The 15,459-nt window shown below is 71.9% G+C and carries 17 protein-coding genes; 7 read left to right on the forward strand and 10 right to left on the reverse strand.

Annotation, left to right across the window (positions count from 1 at the left end):
* Positions 1 to 69: 69 nt before the first annotated feature.
* Both MED15_RS07930 and MED15_RS07935 read left to right on the forward strand, forming a co-directional pair.
* The gene (locus MED15_RS07930) at positions 70 to 1,515 is read left to right on the forward strand and encodes an alpha-amylase (RefSeq protein ID WP_112735187.1); all 1,446 of its coding nucleotides are present in this window, start codon (positions 70 to 72) and stop codon (positions 1,513 to 1,515) included.
* 75 nt (positions 1,516 to 1,590) lie between these two features.
* The gene (locus MED15_RS07935) at positions 1,591 to 2,502 is read left to right on the forward strand and encodes a L,D-transpeptidase (RefSeq protein ID WP_112601496.1); all 912 of its coding nucleotides are present in this window, start codon (positions 1,591 to 1,593) and stop codon (positions 2,500 to 2,502) included.
* Between the two features lie 16 nt (positions 2,503 to 2,518).
* Here MED15_RS07935 and MED15_RS07940 read toward each other — a convergent pair whose 3' ends face one another.
* From MED15_RS07940 to MED15_RS07955, 4 genes are read right to left on the reverse strand one after another with little or no spacing between them, the layout of a single operon-like run.
* Positions 2,519 to 3,151, reverse strand: a complete 633-nt coding sequence (locus tag MED15_RS07940) for a response regulator transcription factor (protein WP_181518438.1) — start codon at positions 3,149 to 3,151, stop codon at positions 2,519 to 2,521.
* Complete coding sequence (locus MED15_RS34540; protein ID WP_146766700.1) at positions 3,148 to 4,278, reverse strand: sensor histidine kinase; 1,131 nt, start codon at positions 4,276 to 4,278, stop codon at positions 3,148 to 3,150. The genes MED15_RS07940 and MED15_RS34540 overlap by 4 nt, the downstream gene beginning before the upstream one ends.
* A gap of 27 nt (positions 4,279 to 4,305) precedes the next feature.
* Complete coding sequence (locus tag MED15_RS07950; protein WP_112735191.1) at positions 4,306 to 5,106, reverse strand: ABC transporter permease; 801 nt, start codon at positions 5,104 to 5,106, stop codon at positions 4,306 to 4,308.
* 1 nt (position 5,107) lies between these two features.
* The gene (locus MED15_RS07955; RefSeq protein ID WP_112601498.1) at positions 5,108 to 6,007 is read right to left on the reverse strand and encodes an ABC transporter ATP-binding protein; all 900 of its coding nucleotides are present in this window, start codon (positions 6,005 to 6,007) and stop codon (positions 5,108 to 5,110) included.
* Between the two features lie 139 nt (positions 6,008 to 6,146).
* On the opposite strand from MED15_RS07955, the gene MED15_RS07960 reads away from it, so the two are divergent.
* Entirely contained in the window at positions 6,147 to 7,001 is an 855-nt protein-coding gene (locus MED15_RS07960) for an alpha/beta hydrolase (protein WP_112582554.1), read from the forward strand.
* A gap of 243 nt (positions 7,002 to 7,244) precedes the next feature.
* Positions 7,245 to 8,384: a site-2 protease family protein gene (locus MED15_RS07965; RefSeq protein WP_112601500.1), complete on the forward strand. Its 1,140-nt coding sequence runs from the start codon at positions 7,245 to 7,247 to the stop codon at positions 8,382 to 8,384.
* Positions 8,385 to 8,457: 73 nt separating this feature from the next.
* Here the strand turns inward: MED15_RS07965 and bdeA are convergent, their stop codons facing one another.
* The 3 genes from bdeA to MED15_RS07980 all read right to left on the reverse strand — a co-directional run bounded on the left by bdeA (position 8,458) and on the right by MED15_RS07980 (position 11,530).
* A complete protein-coding gene (bdeA, locus tag MED15_RS07970) occupies positions 8,458 to 9,366 on the reverse strand; it encodes a bis(hydroxyethyl) terephthalate hydrolase (protein ID WP_112601501.1) in 909 nt (302 codons plus the stop codon).
* A 143-nt stretch (positions 9,367 to 9,509) separates the two neighbouring features.
* Positions 9,510 to 10,781 (reverse strand): FAD-binding protein, encoded by a 1,272-nt coding sequence (locus MED15_RS07975; protein ID WP_112724932.1) that lies wholly within the window; start codon positions 10,779 to 10,781, stop codon positions 9,510 to 9,512.
* Entirely contained in the window at positions 10,778 to 11,530 is a 753-nt protein-coding gene (locus MED15_RS07980) for a hypothetical protein (protein WP_112735193.1), read from the reverse strand. The genes MED15_RS07975 and MED15_RS07980 overlap by 4 nt, the downstream gene beginning before the upstream one ends.
* 120 nt (positions 11,531 to 11,650) lie before the next feature.
* Between MED15_RS07980 and MED15_RS07985 the strand changes: the two genes are divergently transcribed.
* Positions 11,651 to 12,073, forward strand: a complete 423-nt coding sequence (locus MED15_RS07985; RefSeq protein ID WP_112735194.1) for a hypothetical protein — start codon at positions 11,651 to 11,653, stop codon at positions 12,071 to 12,073.
* 18 nt (positions 12,074 to 12,091) lie between these two features.
* On the opposite strand, the gene MED15_RS07990 is transcribed toward MED15_RS07985, so the two are convergent.
* Positions 12,092 to 13,021, reverse strand: coding sequence for an LLM class F420-dependent oxidoreductase (locus MED15_RS07990; RefSeq protein ID WP_112699183.1), 930 nt, complete (start codon positions 13,019 to 13,021; stop codon positions 12,092 to 12,094).
* Between the two features lie 98 nt (positions 13,022 to 13,119).
* Between MED15_RS07990 and MED15_RS07995 the strand changes: the two genes are divergently transcribed.
* Together MED15_RS07995 and MED15_RS08000 are read left to right on the forward strand one after the other, a co-directional pair.
* On the forward strand, positions 13,120 to 13,431 hold the full coding sequence (locus tag MED15_RS07995) for an ArsR/SmtB family transcription factor (RefSeq protein WP_112699184.1): 312 nt from the start codon (positions 13,120 to 13,122) through the stop codon (positions 13,429 to 13,431).
* Entirely contained in the window at positions 13,432 to 13,962 is a 531-nt protein-coding gene (locus MED15_RS08000; protein WP_112735196.1) for an SRPBCC family protein, read from the forward strand.
* Positions 13,963 to 14,009: 47 nt separating this feature from the next.
* On the opposite strand, the gene MED15_RS08005 is transcribed toward MED15_RS08000, so the two are convergent.
* Complete coding sequence (locus MED15_RS08005; protein ID WP_112735198.1) at positions 14,010 to 15,047, reverse strand: hypothetical protein; 1,038 nt, start codon at positions 15,045 to 15,047, stop codon at positions 14,010 to 14,012.
* Positions 15,047 to 15,316 carry a hypothetical protein gene (locus MED15_RS08010; RefSeq protein ID WP_112582546.1) on the reverse strand — a complete coding sequence of 90 codons (270 nt, stop codon included), beginning with the start codon at positions 15,314 to 15,316 and terminating at the stop codon, positions 15,047 to 15,049. The genes MED15_RS08005 and MED15_RS08010 overlap by 1 nt, the downstream gene beginning before the upstream one ends.
* Between the last annotated feature and the right edge of the window lie 143 nt (positions 15,317 to 15,459).

Consider the following 15,459-nt stretch of genomic DNA (forward strand, 5'->3'; position numbering starts at 1 on the left):
CTTGCAAGATTCCGGCAGCTCGGCACTCCCCCCACGGCACCACCACCCCCGCTCCCGTCAGGAGTCCCCATGCACCGACGTCGACGCGGCTCGGCGCTCCTCGCCCTCGGCCTGATCGCCAGCCTGCTCGTCCCCACCGCCGTGACGGCACCCCCGGCCGTCGCCGCCCCGTCCGGCGGCAAGAAGGTCATCGTCCAGCTCTTCGAGTGGAACTGGCCCTCGGTGGCCAGCGAGTGCCAGAGCACCCTCGGCCCGAAGGGCTACGGCTACGTGCAGGTCTCGCCCCCGCAGGAGCACGTGCGGGGCAACCAGTGGTGGCTGGCGTACCAGCCGGTCAGCTATCGGATCGAGTCCCGCAAGGGCACCCGGGCCCAGTTCCAGTCGATGGTGAACACCTGCCACGCGGCCGGGGTCAAGGTGATCGTCGACGCGGTGATCAACCACATGTCCGGTCAGGACAACGGCGGCACCGGCTGGGCCGGCTCGTCCTACTCGCACTACGACTACCCGGGCATCTACCAGACCCAGGACTTCCACCACTGCGGGCGCAACGGCGGCGACGACATCGCCAACTACAACGACCGGTACGAGGTGCAGAACTGCGAGCTGGTCAACCTCTCCGACCTGAGGACCGAGTCGGACTACGTCCGCACGAAGATCGCCTCGTACCTCAACGACCTGCTCTCGCTTGGCGTCGACGGCTTCCGGTTGGACGCCAGCAAGCACATGCCGGCCGCCGACATCGTCGCCATCAGGGGCAAGTTGTCCCGCTCCGCGTACATCGTGCAGGAGGTCATCCACGGCGCCGGCGAGCCGGTCCAGCCGACCGAGTACACCGGCAACGGTGACGTGCACGAGTTCCGCTACGGCAAGGACCTGGCCCGGGTGTTCCGCTCCGAGCGGTTGGCGTACCTGCGCAACTTCGGCGAGGGCTGGGGACACCTGCCCACCGGCCCGGCCTCGGTGTTCGTGGACAACCACGACACCCAGCGCGACTCCGGTGGGGTGCTGACCTACCGCGACCGGGGCATCTACGCGCTGGCGAACGCCTTCATGCTGGCCTGGCCGTACGGCTCCCCGACCGTCATGTCCAGCTACACCTTCAGCAACCGGGACGCCGGCCCGCCATCGGACGGCGCCAACAAGACACTCAACGCCACCTGCTACTCCGGCTGGGAGTGCGAACACCGCTGGCCGGTGATCGCCAACATGGTCGGCTTCCGCAACGCCACAGAGGGCGCCGGCGTGGCCAACTGGTACGACAACGGCAACAACCACATCGCGTTCAGCCGCAGCGGCAAGGGCTTCATCACCGTCAACGACGAGGACGCCGCGGTGAACGGCCGCTCCTACTACACGGGGCTGCCCGCCGGTCGATACTGCGACGTCATCCACGGCACCTATGCGGGCGGCACATGCAGCGGACCGGTGATCACGGTGGACGGTAGCGGCTGGTTCGCGGCGAACGTGCCGGCGCACGACGCCGTGGCCATCCACATCGGCGCACGAATCTGATTCGACCGGGGCCTCCGGACGGCGGGTCTCGCCGAACCGGGGGCCCCGAGGCATCCGCCACCATAGAGTGGTTTCGTGCCGTTTGACCGAAAGACTCCGTACCGTCGTCGCGGCGTCTGGGTGGCCGCCGCGATCGGCGTACCCGCGCTGCTGGTGACCGCGCTGCTGGTCGGCCAGGCCCTCACCCCGAGCTCGACGGCCCCCGACGACCGCAACGTGGTGGTGGCCGACCCCACTCCGAGCAGTGTGGAGCAGAGCCCGGAGGAGTCGATCCCCCCGGCCGCGCCCGCCCCGGACGGGTTGCCGGTGGTCGACTACGACCCCGCACCCGGAGGGTTCCCCGCCGACCCGAACACCATGGACGTCACACCGCTCACCGACGGCGTGCACCCGACCAGACGGATCGCCGCGTACGACGCGCCCGGTGGTCGGCCGCGCGCCTTCCTCGAACCGACAATCAGCGGTGTCGAGCTGACCATGCCGATCGCCCAGCGGCGTGCCGGCTGGACGGCCGTCCTGCTGCCCTCGGCCAACCGACGGCTCGCCTGGCTGCCGCCCGGCGGGTTCGAGACGGTGCCGCTGCGCGACCAGATCGTGGTGGAACGCAAGGTCCACCGGCTCACCTGGTACCGGGCAGGCAAGGCGGTGCGCTCCTGGAAGGTCAGCCTCGGCCAGTCGGGCCAGGAGACCCCACTGGGGCGGACCTTCATCCTGGGCCGCACCCCACCGCCGGAGGAGGTCTACGGCGGGGTGGACATCTACGCCCTCGGTTCGGTGCCCGACGACCCGGAGTCGGTGCCGTCCGGGCTGCGCGGCGCGCACATCGGGGTGCACACCTGGTACCACGACGGCGAGCTGGGCGAGAACACCACGAACGGCTGCATCCGGCTGACCCGCAGCGGTCAGCGGGAACTGCTCGCCGAGGTTCGTCCCGGCAGTAGCGTCGTCGTGGTCGACCAACTGGCCGCCCCACCGCCGACCGCCTGAGCACCGGCCGGCACTGTCAGTCGCCGAGCAGCCAGCCGTTCTGCTCGGCGACCCGGATCGCGTCGGCCCGGTTACGGGCACCGGTCTTGCCGATCGCCGCGGACAGGTGGTTGCGTACCGTCCCCTCGGAGAGGTGCAACGCCCTGGCCAGGTCGGCGGCGCTGCCACCGCCCCGGGCGGTCCGCAGCACCTCGGTCTCCCGCTCGGTCAGCGGGCTGACCCCTGCGGCCAGCGTCTCCGCGGCCAGCGTCGGGTCGACCACCCGCAGGCCGGCGTGCACCCGGCGGACCGCGTCGGCGAGCTGCCGGGCAGGGGTGTCCTTGACCACGAAACCGCTCGCACCGGCCTCCATCGCCCGGCGCAGGTAGCCGGGTCGGCCGAAGGTGGTCACCACCAGCACCCGGCAGGTCGGCAGCGCGGCCCGCAACGCCGCGGTGGCGGCGATCCCGTCCAGGCCGGGCATCTCCACGTCCAGCAGGGCGACGTCCGGAAAGCTGCGTCGGGCCTCGGGCACCACCTCGTCGCCCCGGCCGACCTCGGCGACCACTGTCAGGTCCTCCTCCAGCGAGAGCAGGGCGGCCAGTGCGCCCCGGACCAGCGCCTGGTCGTCGGCGAGCAGCAGCCGGATCGGCGTGGAACCGCCGCTCACCGGGACTCCCCCGGCGTGTGCACCCGCAGCAGAAAGCCGTCGCCCGCCGGCCGACGGCCGACGGTCACCACCGCGTCCAGCCGCCGCGCCCGCTCCCGCAGGCCGACCAGCCCGTGCCCGCTCGGGTCGGGTGTGGACGGGCCACGACCGTCGTCACTGATCTCGACCCGATCCGGGTACACCCGGATCACGCAGCACCGCGCCCCGCTGTGCCGGACCACGTTGGTCACCCCTTCCCGTACCGCCCAGCCGAACAATCGGTCCCACTCCTCCGGCAGCTCCGGCACCTCGGCCGACACGTCCGCCGCGATACCCGCCGCGGCCAGCGCGGAGCGGGCGCCGGCCAGCTCGGCGACCAGGCTGACCTCGCGGTACGCCCCGACCGTCTGTCGTACGTCGGCCAGCGCGGCCCGGGCCAGCGCCTCCACCTCGGCGATCTCGGTGGCGGCCCGCTCCCGGTCGACCTCGATCAGACGCCCGGCCAACTCGGCCTTGATCGCCACCACGGTCAGCGAGTGCCCGAGGATGTCATGCAGGTCGCGGGCGGCGCGGGACCGTTCCTCGGCGACCGCGAGCCGACCGATCTCCTGTTGGGCGGCGCGGAGTTCGCTGTTGCGCTGGGCCAACTGGGACACCCCGAACATGGCGAACGAGGCGAGCAGCACCGCGAAGACGATGCCGCTCTCCGCCTCCCAACCCGGCACCAGCCAGGAGGCCAGCACGGGGGTAACCGCGCAGAGCACCACGGCGGCCAGTGCCTCCCACAGCGGCAGCAGGAACACCGCCGCCGCGGCCACGTAGACCAGGGTGGCCAGCCAGTCCCCTTCGGTGCTCGGAAGGCTGGCCAGGCCCACCGCGAGCAGCAGCGCCAGCCCGGCCCGCGCCCGGCCCACCGGGATCGGCAGCATGGACTGGCGCAGCTTGCGGGCCCACTGGAACAGCAGCACGTAACCGATACCGAAGACGACCAGGGCCACCACGCCGAGGACCCGCCGCCACGGCTCCGGCTGGTGCAGCGCGGTGGCGAGCGGCACGTTGAGGAAGAACAGCCAGACGGCGGCCAGCAGCCAGCCGGTGACCCGCCAGTGGCGGCTCACCGCCTGGGGCTGCCCGGTCGAGAGGTCCATCGCGTTCACGCTAGCGGTCGCGGCCGGTCAGACCCGCGCGGTGTCCCGGCGGAACAGCCGGGCCGCGCCGACGCCGAAGAGCAGCGCCCAGACGACGAGGTTCGCCACCGCCGCCAGGCTCACCCCGTCGCCGGTCAGTGGGGCGCGGGCCAGCACGCCCATGCCGTACACCGGGGTGAACTTCGCGACCTGCTGGAGCACGTCCGGCAGCACCTCCACCGGGACGAACAGCCCGCCGAACATGGCCAGCACCGCCAGGACAGGGCCGATGATCTGCATGACGTTCTCGGCCGGCGCCAGGTAACCGATGAAGAGACCGAACGCGGCGAAGACCAGCGAGCCGACCCAGGCGGCGAGCCCGGACAGCAGCCAGACGTACGCCGGGACGCGGACGCCGGCCACGGCACCCACCAGGAACTCGATGACGACCGCGAGCAGGCCGAGGCTCATCGCGGTGATCAGCTTGGTCGCCACGTACGCCGCCGGGCGCAGCGGGGTGAGCCGTAGTTGCCGGCTCCAGCCCAACGCCCGCTCGGTGGCCACCGCGCCACCGACGCTGGTGGTCGCCACCATGGCCGCGTAGACGGCCAGGCTGATCATGATGTACGCCGTCACCGGCCGACCGTTGTCCAGTGACTGCCCGCCCTGCGGCAGCCCGAAGATGAGGAAGAAGACGCCCGGCATGATCAGCGTGAAGGCGAGGGTGCGACGGTTGCGCAGCACCCGGCGCAGCTCGATGCCCAGGGCGCCGGGAGCGAACCCGCCCAGCGCGGGCAGCCGACGGTCCGGCTCGATGACAGCGGCGCGGGTGGGGGTGGAGGTGGTCATCTCAGGCTCCGGTCTGCGCTGTGGTCAGGGCGAGGAAGGCGTCCTCGAGGTTGCGGGAGGTGATCTCGACGTCCCGGGCGGCGGTCCGGGTCAGCAGGTGCCGGGCGATGGCGTCCGAGTCGCCGGTCCGCACCAGCACGCTGTCGCCGCGCACCTCCACGGCGTCCACGCCGGGCAGCGCGGCGAGCGCGGCCTGGTCGGCGCCGGGCAGGGTGGCCCGCACGGTACGGCCGGCGGCCAGGTTCTTGATCTCCGCGGTGGTGCCGTCGGCGACGATGCGCCCCTGCCGGACCAGCACGATCCGGTCGGCGTACGCGTCCGCCTCGTCGAGGTAGTGGGTGGCGAAGATGACGGTTCGTCCGCGCCGGGCGTCTCGGCGCAGGGCCTGCCAGAAGTCCCGCCGACCCTCGACGTCCATGCCGGTGGTCGGCTCGTCGAGCACCATCAGGTCCGGGTCGGGCAGCAGGGCCAGCGCGAAGCGCAGTCGTTGCTGCTGACCGCCCGAGCAGCGCCCGACCACCCGATCGGCGATGTCGGTGATACCGGCCCGCTCCAGCACCTCCGCCACCGGGCGGGTGTGCCGGTAGAAGTGGGCGGTCATCCGTACCGTCTCGCCGACTGTGAGGTCCTTGAGCAGCCCGCCGGTCTGGAGTACCGCGGCGACCCGACCTCGGGCCACCGCGTCGTCCGGGGTGCCGCCGAGGACGCGGACGGTGCCCCTGTCCGGGCGGGACAACCCGAGCAGCATGTCGATTGTGGTGGTCTTGCCCGCGCCGTTCGGGCCGAGGAACGCCACCACCTCGCCGGGCTGCACCCGTAGGCTCAACCCGTCGACAGCGGTGACCGCGCCGAAGCTCTTGGTGAGGCCGTCCAACTCGACAGCCGGATGCGTACTGGTCATGCCACTGATGCTCCGGCGGGGCGTACCCCGATGCCCGGAGCGGTCGTCACGCTCCGACCATGACATTTGTCAGGCAGCCGGATTCCGGACGGACACAGCGGGTAACCGCCGAGCCGAGCCGCGACACCGGGAGGACGCGATGGGTGCCACGCCGCAGGGTCAGGTCGACACGGTTGTGCTGATCCACGGGCTCTGGATGACGCCGCGCAGCTGGGAGGGGTGGGCCCAGCGGTACACCGAGCGCGGCATGCACGTCATCGCCCCCGCCTGGCCCGGCATGGACCGCTCCGTGGAGGAGCTGCGCGACGACCCCGGCCCGATCGCCGAGCAGAGCATCGCCACGATCGTGGCGCACTACGACCGGATCATCCGGGGGCTGCCCCGACCGCCGATCATCATGGGGCACTCGTTCGGCGGCCTGATCACCCAGGTCCTCGTCGACCGGGGCCTCGGCGCCGCGGCGGTCGGAGTGCACCCCGCGCAGGTGAAGGGCGTGCTCAAGGTGCCGCTGAGTCAGCTGCGCTCGGGCTTCCCGATTCTGCGCAGCCCCGCCAACCGCAACAAGGCCGTCCCGTTCACGGAGGACGACTTCGCCTACACCTTCGGCAACGCGATGAGCCGCGAGGACTCCGACCGGGCCTGGCGGCGCTACGCCGTCCCCGGTGCCGGGCGGGTCTACTTCGAGGGCGCGTTCGCCAACCTCGACCCGCGCTCGCCGGCCCGGGTCGATTTCGGGCGTAACGACCGGGCGCCGCTGCTGCTGATGGCCGGCGAGGTCGACCACGTCGTGCCGGCGTCGGTGGTTCGCGCCAACGCCGGGCTCTACCAGAAGTCCCGGGCCCTCACCGCGTACGAGCAGTTCGCCGGCCGATCCCACTTCACCGTCGGGCAGGACGGCTGGGAGCAGATCGCCGACTATGCGCTGGACTGGGCGCTGCGTGCGGCGGCCCTGCCCCGTGAGGCGACCATCGCCAGCGAAGCCCCCCGCCGCTGACCTGGGCTCGGTTTGGAGGTCGGCCGGCCCGTGGCCCGGGGCCACCCACCACCTCAGCCGGCCACCGCACGACCACCTCGACTCCCCGAGGTGCAGGGCTGAGCGGCCAGGTCGATCGAAGGCGGTATACCTCAGAGGTATTTTTATGACTCAGAGGTATACCGCTCACCGGGACATCCGGCAGCACGGGCCCAGCTTGGGTCAGGTGGGCATGCCCACCCTCTGGCGGGGTATCTCGGTGGGATGAGGGCCAGTTTCCGGCTTGGCCGGGTCGCGGGAGTGCCGGTCGGCGTCAACTGGAGTGTGCTGGTCATCTTCGCGTTGATCGCGTGGGGGCTGGCCGCGAACCAGTTCCCCCGCTCCTACCCCGACCACTCGCCCGTGGCGTACCTGATCGCCGGCCTGGCCGCGGCGGTGGTGTTCTTCGTCGGCCTGCTCGCCCACGAGGTGTCGCACGCGGTGGTGGCCAAGCGCAACGGGCTGGAGGTCGACGGCATCACGCTGTGGCTGTTCGGCGGCGTGGCCGAGTTGCGGGGCGAGCCGCGTGACCCGGGCGCGGAGTTGCGCATCGCGGGCGTCGGCCCGCTGGTCAGCCTGCTGATCGGGGCGTTCTTCGGTGCCATCGCGGCGCTGCTCGCGCTGGCCGGGCAGGGCGGGCTGCTGTTCGGAGCGGTGGCCTGGCTGGCGGGGATCAACGTGCTGCTGGCCGTCTTCAACGTGCTGCCGGCCGCACCCCTTGACGGTGGCCGGTTACTGCGCGCCGCGGTCTGGAAGGCCACCGGTGACCGGACCCGAGCGTCAGTGGTCGCCGCCCGGGCCGGCTGGGTGCTGGGTGTGCTGCTGATCGGCCTGGGGTTGTGGCAGTTCCTGTCCGGTGTCGGTTTCGGTGGGCTCTGGCTGGCCCTGATCGGCTGGTTCCTGATCGGGGCGGCCGGGATGGAGGAGCGGCAGGCCCGCACCGGCACCGCGCTGCGGGGGATCCGGGTGGGCGATGTGATGACCCCGCAGCCGCAGACCGCCTCGGCGCAGATGACGGTCGCGGACTTCGTCGACCACTACCTGTTCGCGTACCGGCATTCGGCGCTGCCGCTGACCGAGGACGGCCGACCGACCGGCCTGGTCACCGTCGACCGGGTGCGGGGCGTGCCGCCGGAGCGGCGGGCGTCGACCACGCTGGCCGAGGTGGCTTGTCGAGCCGACGAACTGGTGCTGGCCCAGCCCGGTGAACAGCTCAACGACCTGCTCCCCCGGCTTTCCGAGTGCGCCGACGGCCGCGCCCTGGTGGTGACCGAAGACGGCCACCTGACCGGCATCGTCTCCCCCAGCGACATCAGCCGCGCCGTCCAACGCAGCACCCTCCGCACCCCCACCCCGTCCCGCTGATCATGAAGTTGTTGCGCCGACGCGCCGTGCCGGGTGGCAATAACTTCATGATCAACCGAGTCGGGGGCGGGGGTCAGGAGTGGGGGCAGGTGTTGCGGTACTCCTGGATGGTCGCTGAGGCTGGGGGTGCGGGACAGAGGAACTGGTCGTAGCGGGTGTCGTCGTCCACGAAGCGCTTCAGCCAGGAGATGCTGTACTTGGCGACCGTCACGTTCGTCGAGGTGGGCGCGGAGTGGCTGGCGTTGTTGAGTTCCAGGTACGCCTTGTCCAGCGTGGACGGCAGGCTGGTGTAGAAGGGCTCCGAGTGCGACGAGACCGGTGCCACCGAGTCGTTCTCCGCGCCGACCACCAGCGTCGGCACCCGTACGCCGGACCAGTTCTTGACGGTGTGCCAGCCGGTCAGCGGGATCGCGGCCTGCAACTGCGGTCGTGAGTTCGCCGCCGAGAGGCTGCCGCCGCCGCCCATCGAGTGCCCCATCACGGCGAGCCGGTTGCGGTCGATCCGGGTACGCACGCCGCTGGTGTTGGTGAGGTAGTCCAGGGCGGCCAGCAGTTGCGTGCCCCGGCTGGCCGGCTGGTCGTAGCGGGACAACGTGTCGATCGTGATCACCACGAAGCCCTGCGAGGCGAGGCGCGGCCCCAGCCAGGCCACGCTGGACTGGGTGGCGGTGTAGCCGGGTGAGATCGCCACCGCGCCGAAGGTGCCCTCGGCGGTGCTGGTCGGGTAGTAGATCGTTCCGCCCCGGAAACCGCTGACGCTGGAGGCGGCGACGGTGCTCTGGGCGATGGTGAACGCGCCCCGGCTGGCCTCGATGCTGGCCACGGTGGGGGCCGGACCGCGCTCGTACGGGCTGGCGGCGGCGTGGGCGGCCGGCGCGGCGCCCAGTCCGGCGCCGAGCACGGCCAGGGCGAGCGCCCAGCGCAGACCGCGGCGGGGGCGAGGGGCGACTGGTTCGGGGGTGATGGCGGGTACGGGCTGCATGTCTCGCTCCGAGGGGTGGAGCCGACGGTCCCGGGACGGGGACCGGACGATGAGACTCATCGACAAACATCAGTGTCTGTCCGGCGTCTTCCACCCCACCAATCCCAGCCGCCCCATGCCACAGCGCTATGGCACGCGCTCGGTCACCGGGGGAAGTAGCGGTCCAGTGCGTCGGTGCGGAACGTGCCCTTCGGGTCCAGGTCGGCCAGGAGCGCGGCGAAGTCGGCGTACCTCGGGTAGCGGGCGGACAGCTCGACCGGGTCGGTGACGAAGACCTTGCCCCAGTGCGGGCGGGGCGCGAACGGCGCCAGCCGCTCCTCCACGGCGGCCACCACGGGCAGCACCGCCGCCGTGTCGTCGACCCAGGTGAAGTGCAGCACGAAGCTGTCCCGCCGGTAGTTCGGGCTCAGCCACAGCTCGTCGGCCGCCACCGTCCGCAGCTCGGACACCAGCAAAACCGGGGCGATCAGATCCGCCAGGTCGTCCAGCGCGGCGAGCGCGTCCGCCGCCGCCGTACGCGCGACGTGGTACTCGGACTGCAGTTCGTCGCCGCTGCTCGGGGTGAAGCCGAGCTTGAAGTGCGGCAGCCGCTCGTGCCACGGGCCCGGCTCGCCGAGCTGCGGGGTGCAGTTCTCCGCCGGCATGCCGAGCACCGGGTGCCGGGGCTGGTCGGCGGCGGTGGTGCCCAGCCAGTCCGCCGGGGGTGGCGGCTGGTCGGCCAACTGTTTGCGCCACACCTCGCGCAGCCGGGGCTCACGGAAGTCGGTGAAGACACTCACGCTGTACGCCGAGCCGAGCGCCTCGTCCAACGCCGTCCGGTCCAGGTCGAGGCGTACGTACTGGCGCAGCGCGAAGGTCGGCACGACGTCCACTGTGACGCGGGTGACCAGGCCGAGCGCGCCGAGCCCGACCACCATGCCGGCGAACGTGTCGGCGTCACGGTCGACCCGGAGCAGATCGCCGTCGGCGGTGACCAGCTCCAGGCCGGCGACCGCGCTGGCCAGGTTGCCGTGAGTCTGGCCGGAGCCGTGGGTGGCGGTGGCCACCGCGCCGGCCACCGAGATGTGCGGCAGCGACGCGAGGTTCGCCAGCGCGTACCCCTGGGTGTGCAGCTGTCGTGCGACGTCGCCGTAGCGGAGCGCGCCGCTCACGGTGACCTGCCCCCGCTCGTGGTCCACCTCGACGACAGGGGGCAGCCCGGCGAGGCTGACCAGGTCACCGTCGGTGTCGCCGATACGGTTGAAGGAGTGCCCGCTGCCCACCGCGCGGATCCGGCTGCTGCCGGCGACGAGCCGGCGCAGTTCGTCGACGGAGGTGGGGCGGTGGAACGCCTTCGCGGCGTACCGCACGTTGCCGGCCCAGTTGCGGCGCGGAACGTCAGTGGTCGACGCGGCGTGCGATCCCTGCGCGGTCATGTGGCGGTCTCCCGATCGGTGCTCTGGTGGTCGGCCAACGCGGTGACGAGGGCGCCCAGAACCGTATCCGTCTGGAACGTGCTGTAACCACGTTGGGCGATCGGCAGACCGGCAGTGGTGGCGCGTTCGATCTCCCCCCGGGCCGCCTGCCGGGCCGACGCGTCTCCGGACATCAGCGCGTCCTGGCCGCGTCGGATCAACCGGTCGACCCGGTCCATCTGGTAGCCACGCAGGCCGACCGGGAGCTCCGGGGCCTCGAAGGCGGCGCGACGCAGCGCGAGCAGGTCGACGAAACGGCCGCCGGCATATTGGGTGAGCGCGGCGGACACCTGCTCGGGCTGCTCGCGGACCTGGTCGAGGACGAGCAGCTCGACGGCCGGGCGACCGTCGAGCGGATGGCGGGCGGTCAGCGGCTCAATCGTCACACCCGACACGGGCACCAACAGCAGTCGCGGTGGCTCCGGATGGCCGTCGCGCCGGGGCGGCTCGTCGAGGACCAGCGCGTCGACCTCCGGCCACCGGACATCCCGACGCAGGCCGGGTCGCCGGATGGTGATCCCGTCCGTGTGGATCCCGAATCGGAACGGCCGCATCGCGCTGACCAGCGCCACCGCGCCGAGCGCGATCGCACCCACCGCGATGATCGTCCGTAGCAGGGCGTCGTCGCTGGGATAGACCAACAGGAGCACTCCACCGAGTACGCAGACCAGGGCGAGCGCACGGGCCCCCCGATTCCGGCGCAGTTCCACGCTCGGACCCCCGTTTCATGACCGTGGCGTCGGTTCCGACATCTTCCGCCAGACCGGGCACCAGGGACACCGGTCGATCGGGCACGGTTGTTCTCGTCGTCGTCGGGGAACCCTACGCCCATGAGCAGCTACCGCGATCCGGCCGCACGAGGTGACGTCTTCCCCTCCGAGGAGGAGCTGGACCCCACCGGCACCGAGGTCGAGCAGGCCAGCGCGCCGCCGGCCGGCGGGTTTCCGAGCCACCCGTCGCCCACTCCCGGTCCTCGGCCCACACCGGCACCCGCGCCCGCGCCGACGCCGGTGCCGGCGCCCGGCCCGCCGCCGCGCGTCAGTGGCGCACAGTCGATCGTGACGCGTCACCTGGACGGCTCGGTGGAGGTGGTCACCGACCTCGATGGTGACGGCGTCGCCGACGTCGTCCAGATCGACGTGGACGGTGACGGGATCCCGGACATCACCTACGTGGACAGTGACCGCGACGGGCGGCTGGACACCGTGCTGGGCGACCCGAACGCGGTCGGGACGGGCGTCCACCGGGCCTGACCCGGAGGCGCGGCCGACTCAGAGCTTCGCCATCACCTCGCTGGCGACCAGCTCCAGGTGCTCCAGGTCGCTGAGGTCCAGCACCTGGAGGTAGAGCCGCTCGCTGCCGATCTCGGCGTACCGGCCGATGGTGTCCAGCACCTCGGCGGGCGTCCCGGCCAGGCCGTTGGCCCGCAGCTCGTCGGGCTCGCGGCCGATGGCGGCGGCCCGGCGGGCCACCTCGGCGTCGTCGCGCCCGCAGCAGAGCACCAGGGCGTTGGACCAGACCATCCCGGCCGGGTCCCGGCCGATCTCGGCGCAGGCCACGCGGACCCGGTCGAACTGCGCCGCAGTGTCCGGCACCGAGGCGAACGGCAGGTTGAACTCGTCGGCGTAGCGGGCGGCCAGCCGCGGGGTGCGCTTCGGGCCCGTCCCACCGAGCAGGATCGGTGGACGCGGCTGCTGCACGGGCTTGGGCAGGGCGGGCGAGTCACGAACCGGGTAGTACCGGCCGTCGTGGTCGAACCGCTCCCCCGCCGGCGTGGCCCAGAGCCCGGTGATCACGGCGAGCTGCTCCTCCAGCCGGTCGAACCGCTCGGCCAGCGGCGGGAACGGGATGCCGTACGCGCTGTGCTCCTCGGCGTACCAGCCGGTGCCGATGCCCAGCTCCACCCTGCCGCCGCTCATCTGGTCGACCTGCGCCACGGTGATCGCCAGCGGGCCGGGCAGCCGGAAGGTGGCGGCGGTCATCAGCGTGCCGAGCCGGATGCGGCTGGTCTCCCGGGCCAGGCCGGCGAGCGTCGTCCACGCGTCGGTGGGGCCGGGCTCGCCGCTCACGTCACCCATCATCAGGTAGTGGTCGGACCGGAAGAACGCGCCGTAGCCGGCGTCCTCTGCGCAGCGGGCGACGGCGAGCAACTGGTCGTAGGTTGCACCCTGCTGGGGCTCGGTGAAGATCCGAAGTTCCATGATCCGAGCATAGGGAGCCGATCGGCGGTGGCGCGTCGGGACGGCGACCGTCGTCGTATGCTTTGACAGTCATATGACGGAGGAGGCATATTGGGAAGGTGTCCACCGACGCCTTCACCGTCCTCGCCGAGCCCACCCGGCGCCGGATCCTCGATCAGCTCCGCGACGCCGAACGCAGCGTCGGCGAGCTGGTCGACGGGCTCGGGGTCAGCCAACCAGCCGTCTCCAAACACCTGCGGGTGCTTCGCGACGCCGGCTTCGTCACCTGCCGGACGGCCGCCCGACAGCGGATCTACCGCCTCGACCCCGGCCCGCTGCGGGACGTCGACGGCTGGCTCGACCCGTACCGGCGGCTCTGGGCCCGACACCTGGACGCCCTGGAACGGCACCTCGACAGTCAGGAGCAGTGAATGGACCGCGACGCGTTCCGCCCGAGCCCACCCGCCGACGTGCGCGCCGAGCCGACCGACGCCGGCACCACAGTCGTCTTCGTCCGCGACCTGCGGCATCCGCCAGCCGCCGTCTGGGCGGCACTGACCGACCCGGCCCAGCTCGCGCAGTGGGCGCCGTTCCTCGCCGACCGCGATCTCGGCACCGCCGGCGCCGCCGTGCTCACCCTCGTCGACGGCGAGACCACCCAGGAGGACCCGGCGACGGTACGCCGGGCCGAGCCGCCGCACCTGCTCGAATACACCTGGGGCGACGACCTGCTGCGCTGGGAGCTGAGCCCGCTGGGCAGCGGCACCCGGCTCACTCTGCGACACACCGTCGCCGACCGGGGCATGCTGCCGATGGTCGCGGCCGGCTGGCACCTCTGCCTCGACGTGGCCGACCGGTTGCTCGACGGCGACCCGGTCGGCCCCATCCGCGGCACGGAGGCCAAAGACTTCGGCTGGCCCGAGCTGCGCGACGCGTACGCCGAACGGCTCGGTGAGGGCTGACCGGTGCGGTCCCGGCGGCTCCGGAGCCCGGAGCCGCCGGAACCCGGTCAGACGTACGGCCGCTTGGCGTACGCCTCGCGGAGCGCGGCCAACCCGGTGGCCTTCGGCGTCAGGGTGCCCCACCCGGAGTTGAAGTAGTTGGTCCGCACGATCCGTGGCCCACCCTCGGCGTTGAGCTGGGCGATCGCCGCCGGCACTGTGGCGATCCAGGCCGCCTGGTTCGGGATCTCGGCCACCCGCACCCCCCACTCCGCGATGATCACGGGCCGGGACAGCGCCACCGGGCCGAGATCCGCCACCGCCCAGTCCTTGGTGCGCCGAAAGCGGGCCAGCGCGGTGTGGCTGGCGTTGGTGCCGTACGCGTTCCACTGGAGATAGTCGAGGCGGGACATCAGCGACTCCGGGTGGGTGCGCTGGAAGCAGGCCCGGTCGAAGCCGCCCAGCCCCACCGAGAAGGTCGTCCCGGTCGGCAGCGTCCGCGCCTTGAACCACGTCAGGATGTAGTTCATCGCCTGCACCGCCCGAGCGTCCGACTCGGCCCAGGTGTACGCCTTGCCGTCCTCCGTGGTGCCGAACTCGTGATCGGTGTCCAGTTCCGAGGCGAGCTGGATGTTCACCCCGAAACCGAGGGTCCGGTACTGCGACAGGGCGCGGGCGAACAACCCGTCGCACTGCCCCTTGAGCACCTGGCCGTAGCCGTACGCCCTCGGCCAGGTCGTGTCCGGTCGCTGCTGGATGGTCATCGTCGGCGCCGGCACTGTGTAGTTGACGCCGTCCGCAGTGAAGCTCTGCGGTCCGTAGTTCGGAGCGCCGTAGTGCTTCAACTCCAGGACCATGTTCATCTGCACCCCGGCCTTGCCCAGGTTGACCAGCCAGGGCCGGTTGTATCCGGGGAAGATGTAGCCGTCGGCGAAGCTGCGGTACTGGGTGAGGGACCGGAAGTTGCCGCCGGCCATGTCGGCGGTCGGGTCGGCGCCGCCGGAGAGGTAGTAGCCGCCGAGCACGGGTTGGCCCAGGCTGTAGTCGGCGGTGGCCGTCGCCGTGTTTCCGGCGACGTCGCGGACCTGGACGGTGACCCGGGGCATCACGCCACCGACCGATACACGGCCACGGAGCCGTTGTCGGAAACCCGGGTCCAGGTACGTCCGGAGTTGTCGGTGACGGTCACGGTGAGCGGGTCGATGACCGCCGTGACCTTGACCGGCGCGCTGCTGTTGCCCTGCGCGTCGGTGACCACGATGGTGACGGTCAGCGGTTTGGTGTCGGCGTCTGAGTAGGTGACTGTCAGCAGCATCTGGGCACCCGGCGCGAAGACGGATGCGTTCAAGGCTGCGGTTGCGGTGGGAGCGGCCATGTCGGGCCCTTTCTGGCTCGGTCGCCAGGGCTCCGGCGCGCGGTTCAGCGACGTCGGACCCGGCGGGGTCCACAGTGCGAAAGGCCGGCGGGGCACGGGGACGGCAGGCACGACCGGCGGACGGCGCTGCCTGACTGCCGGTG

The organism is Micromonospora noduli (genome assembly GCF_003264475.1).
Lineage (GTDB): Bacteria > Actinomycetota > Actinomycetes > Mycobacteriales > Micromonosporaceae > Micromonospora > Micromonospora noduli.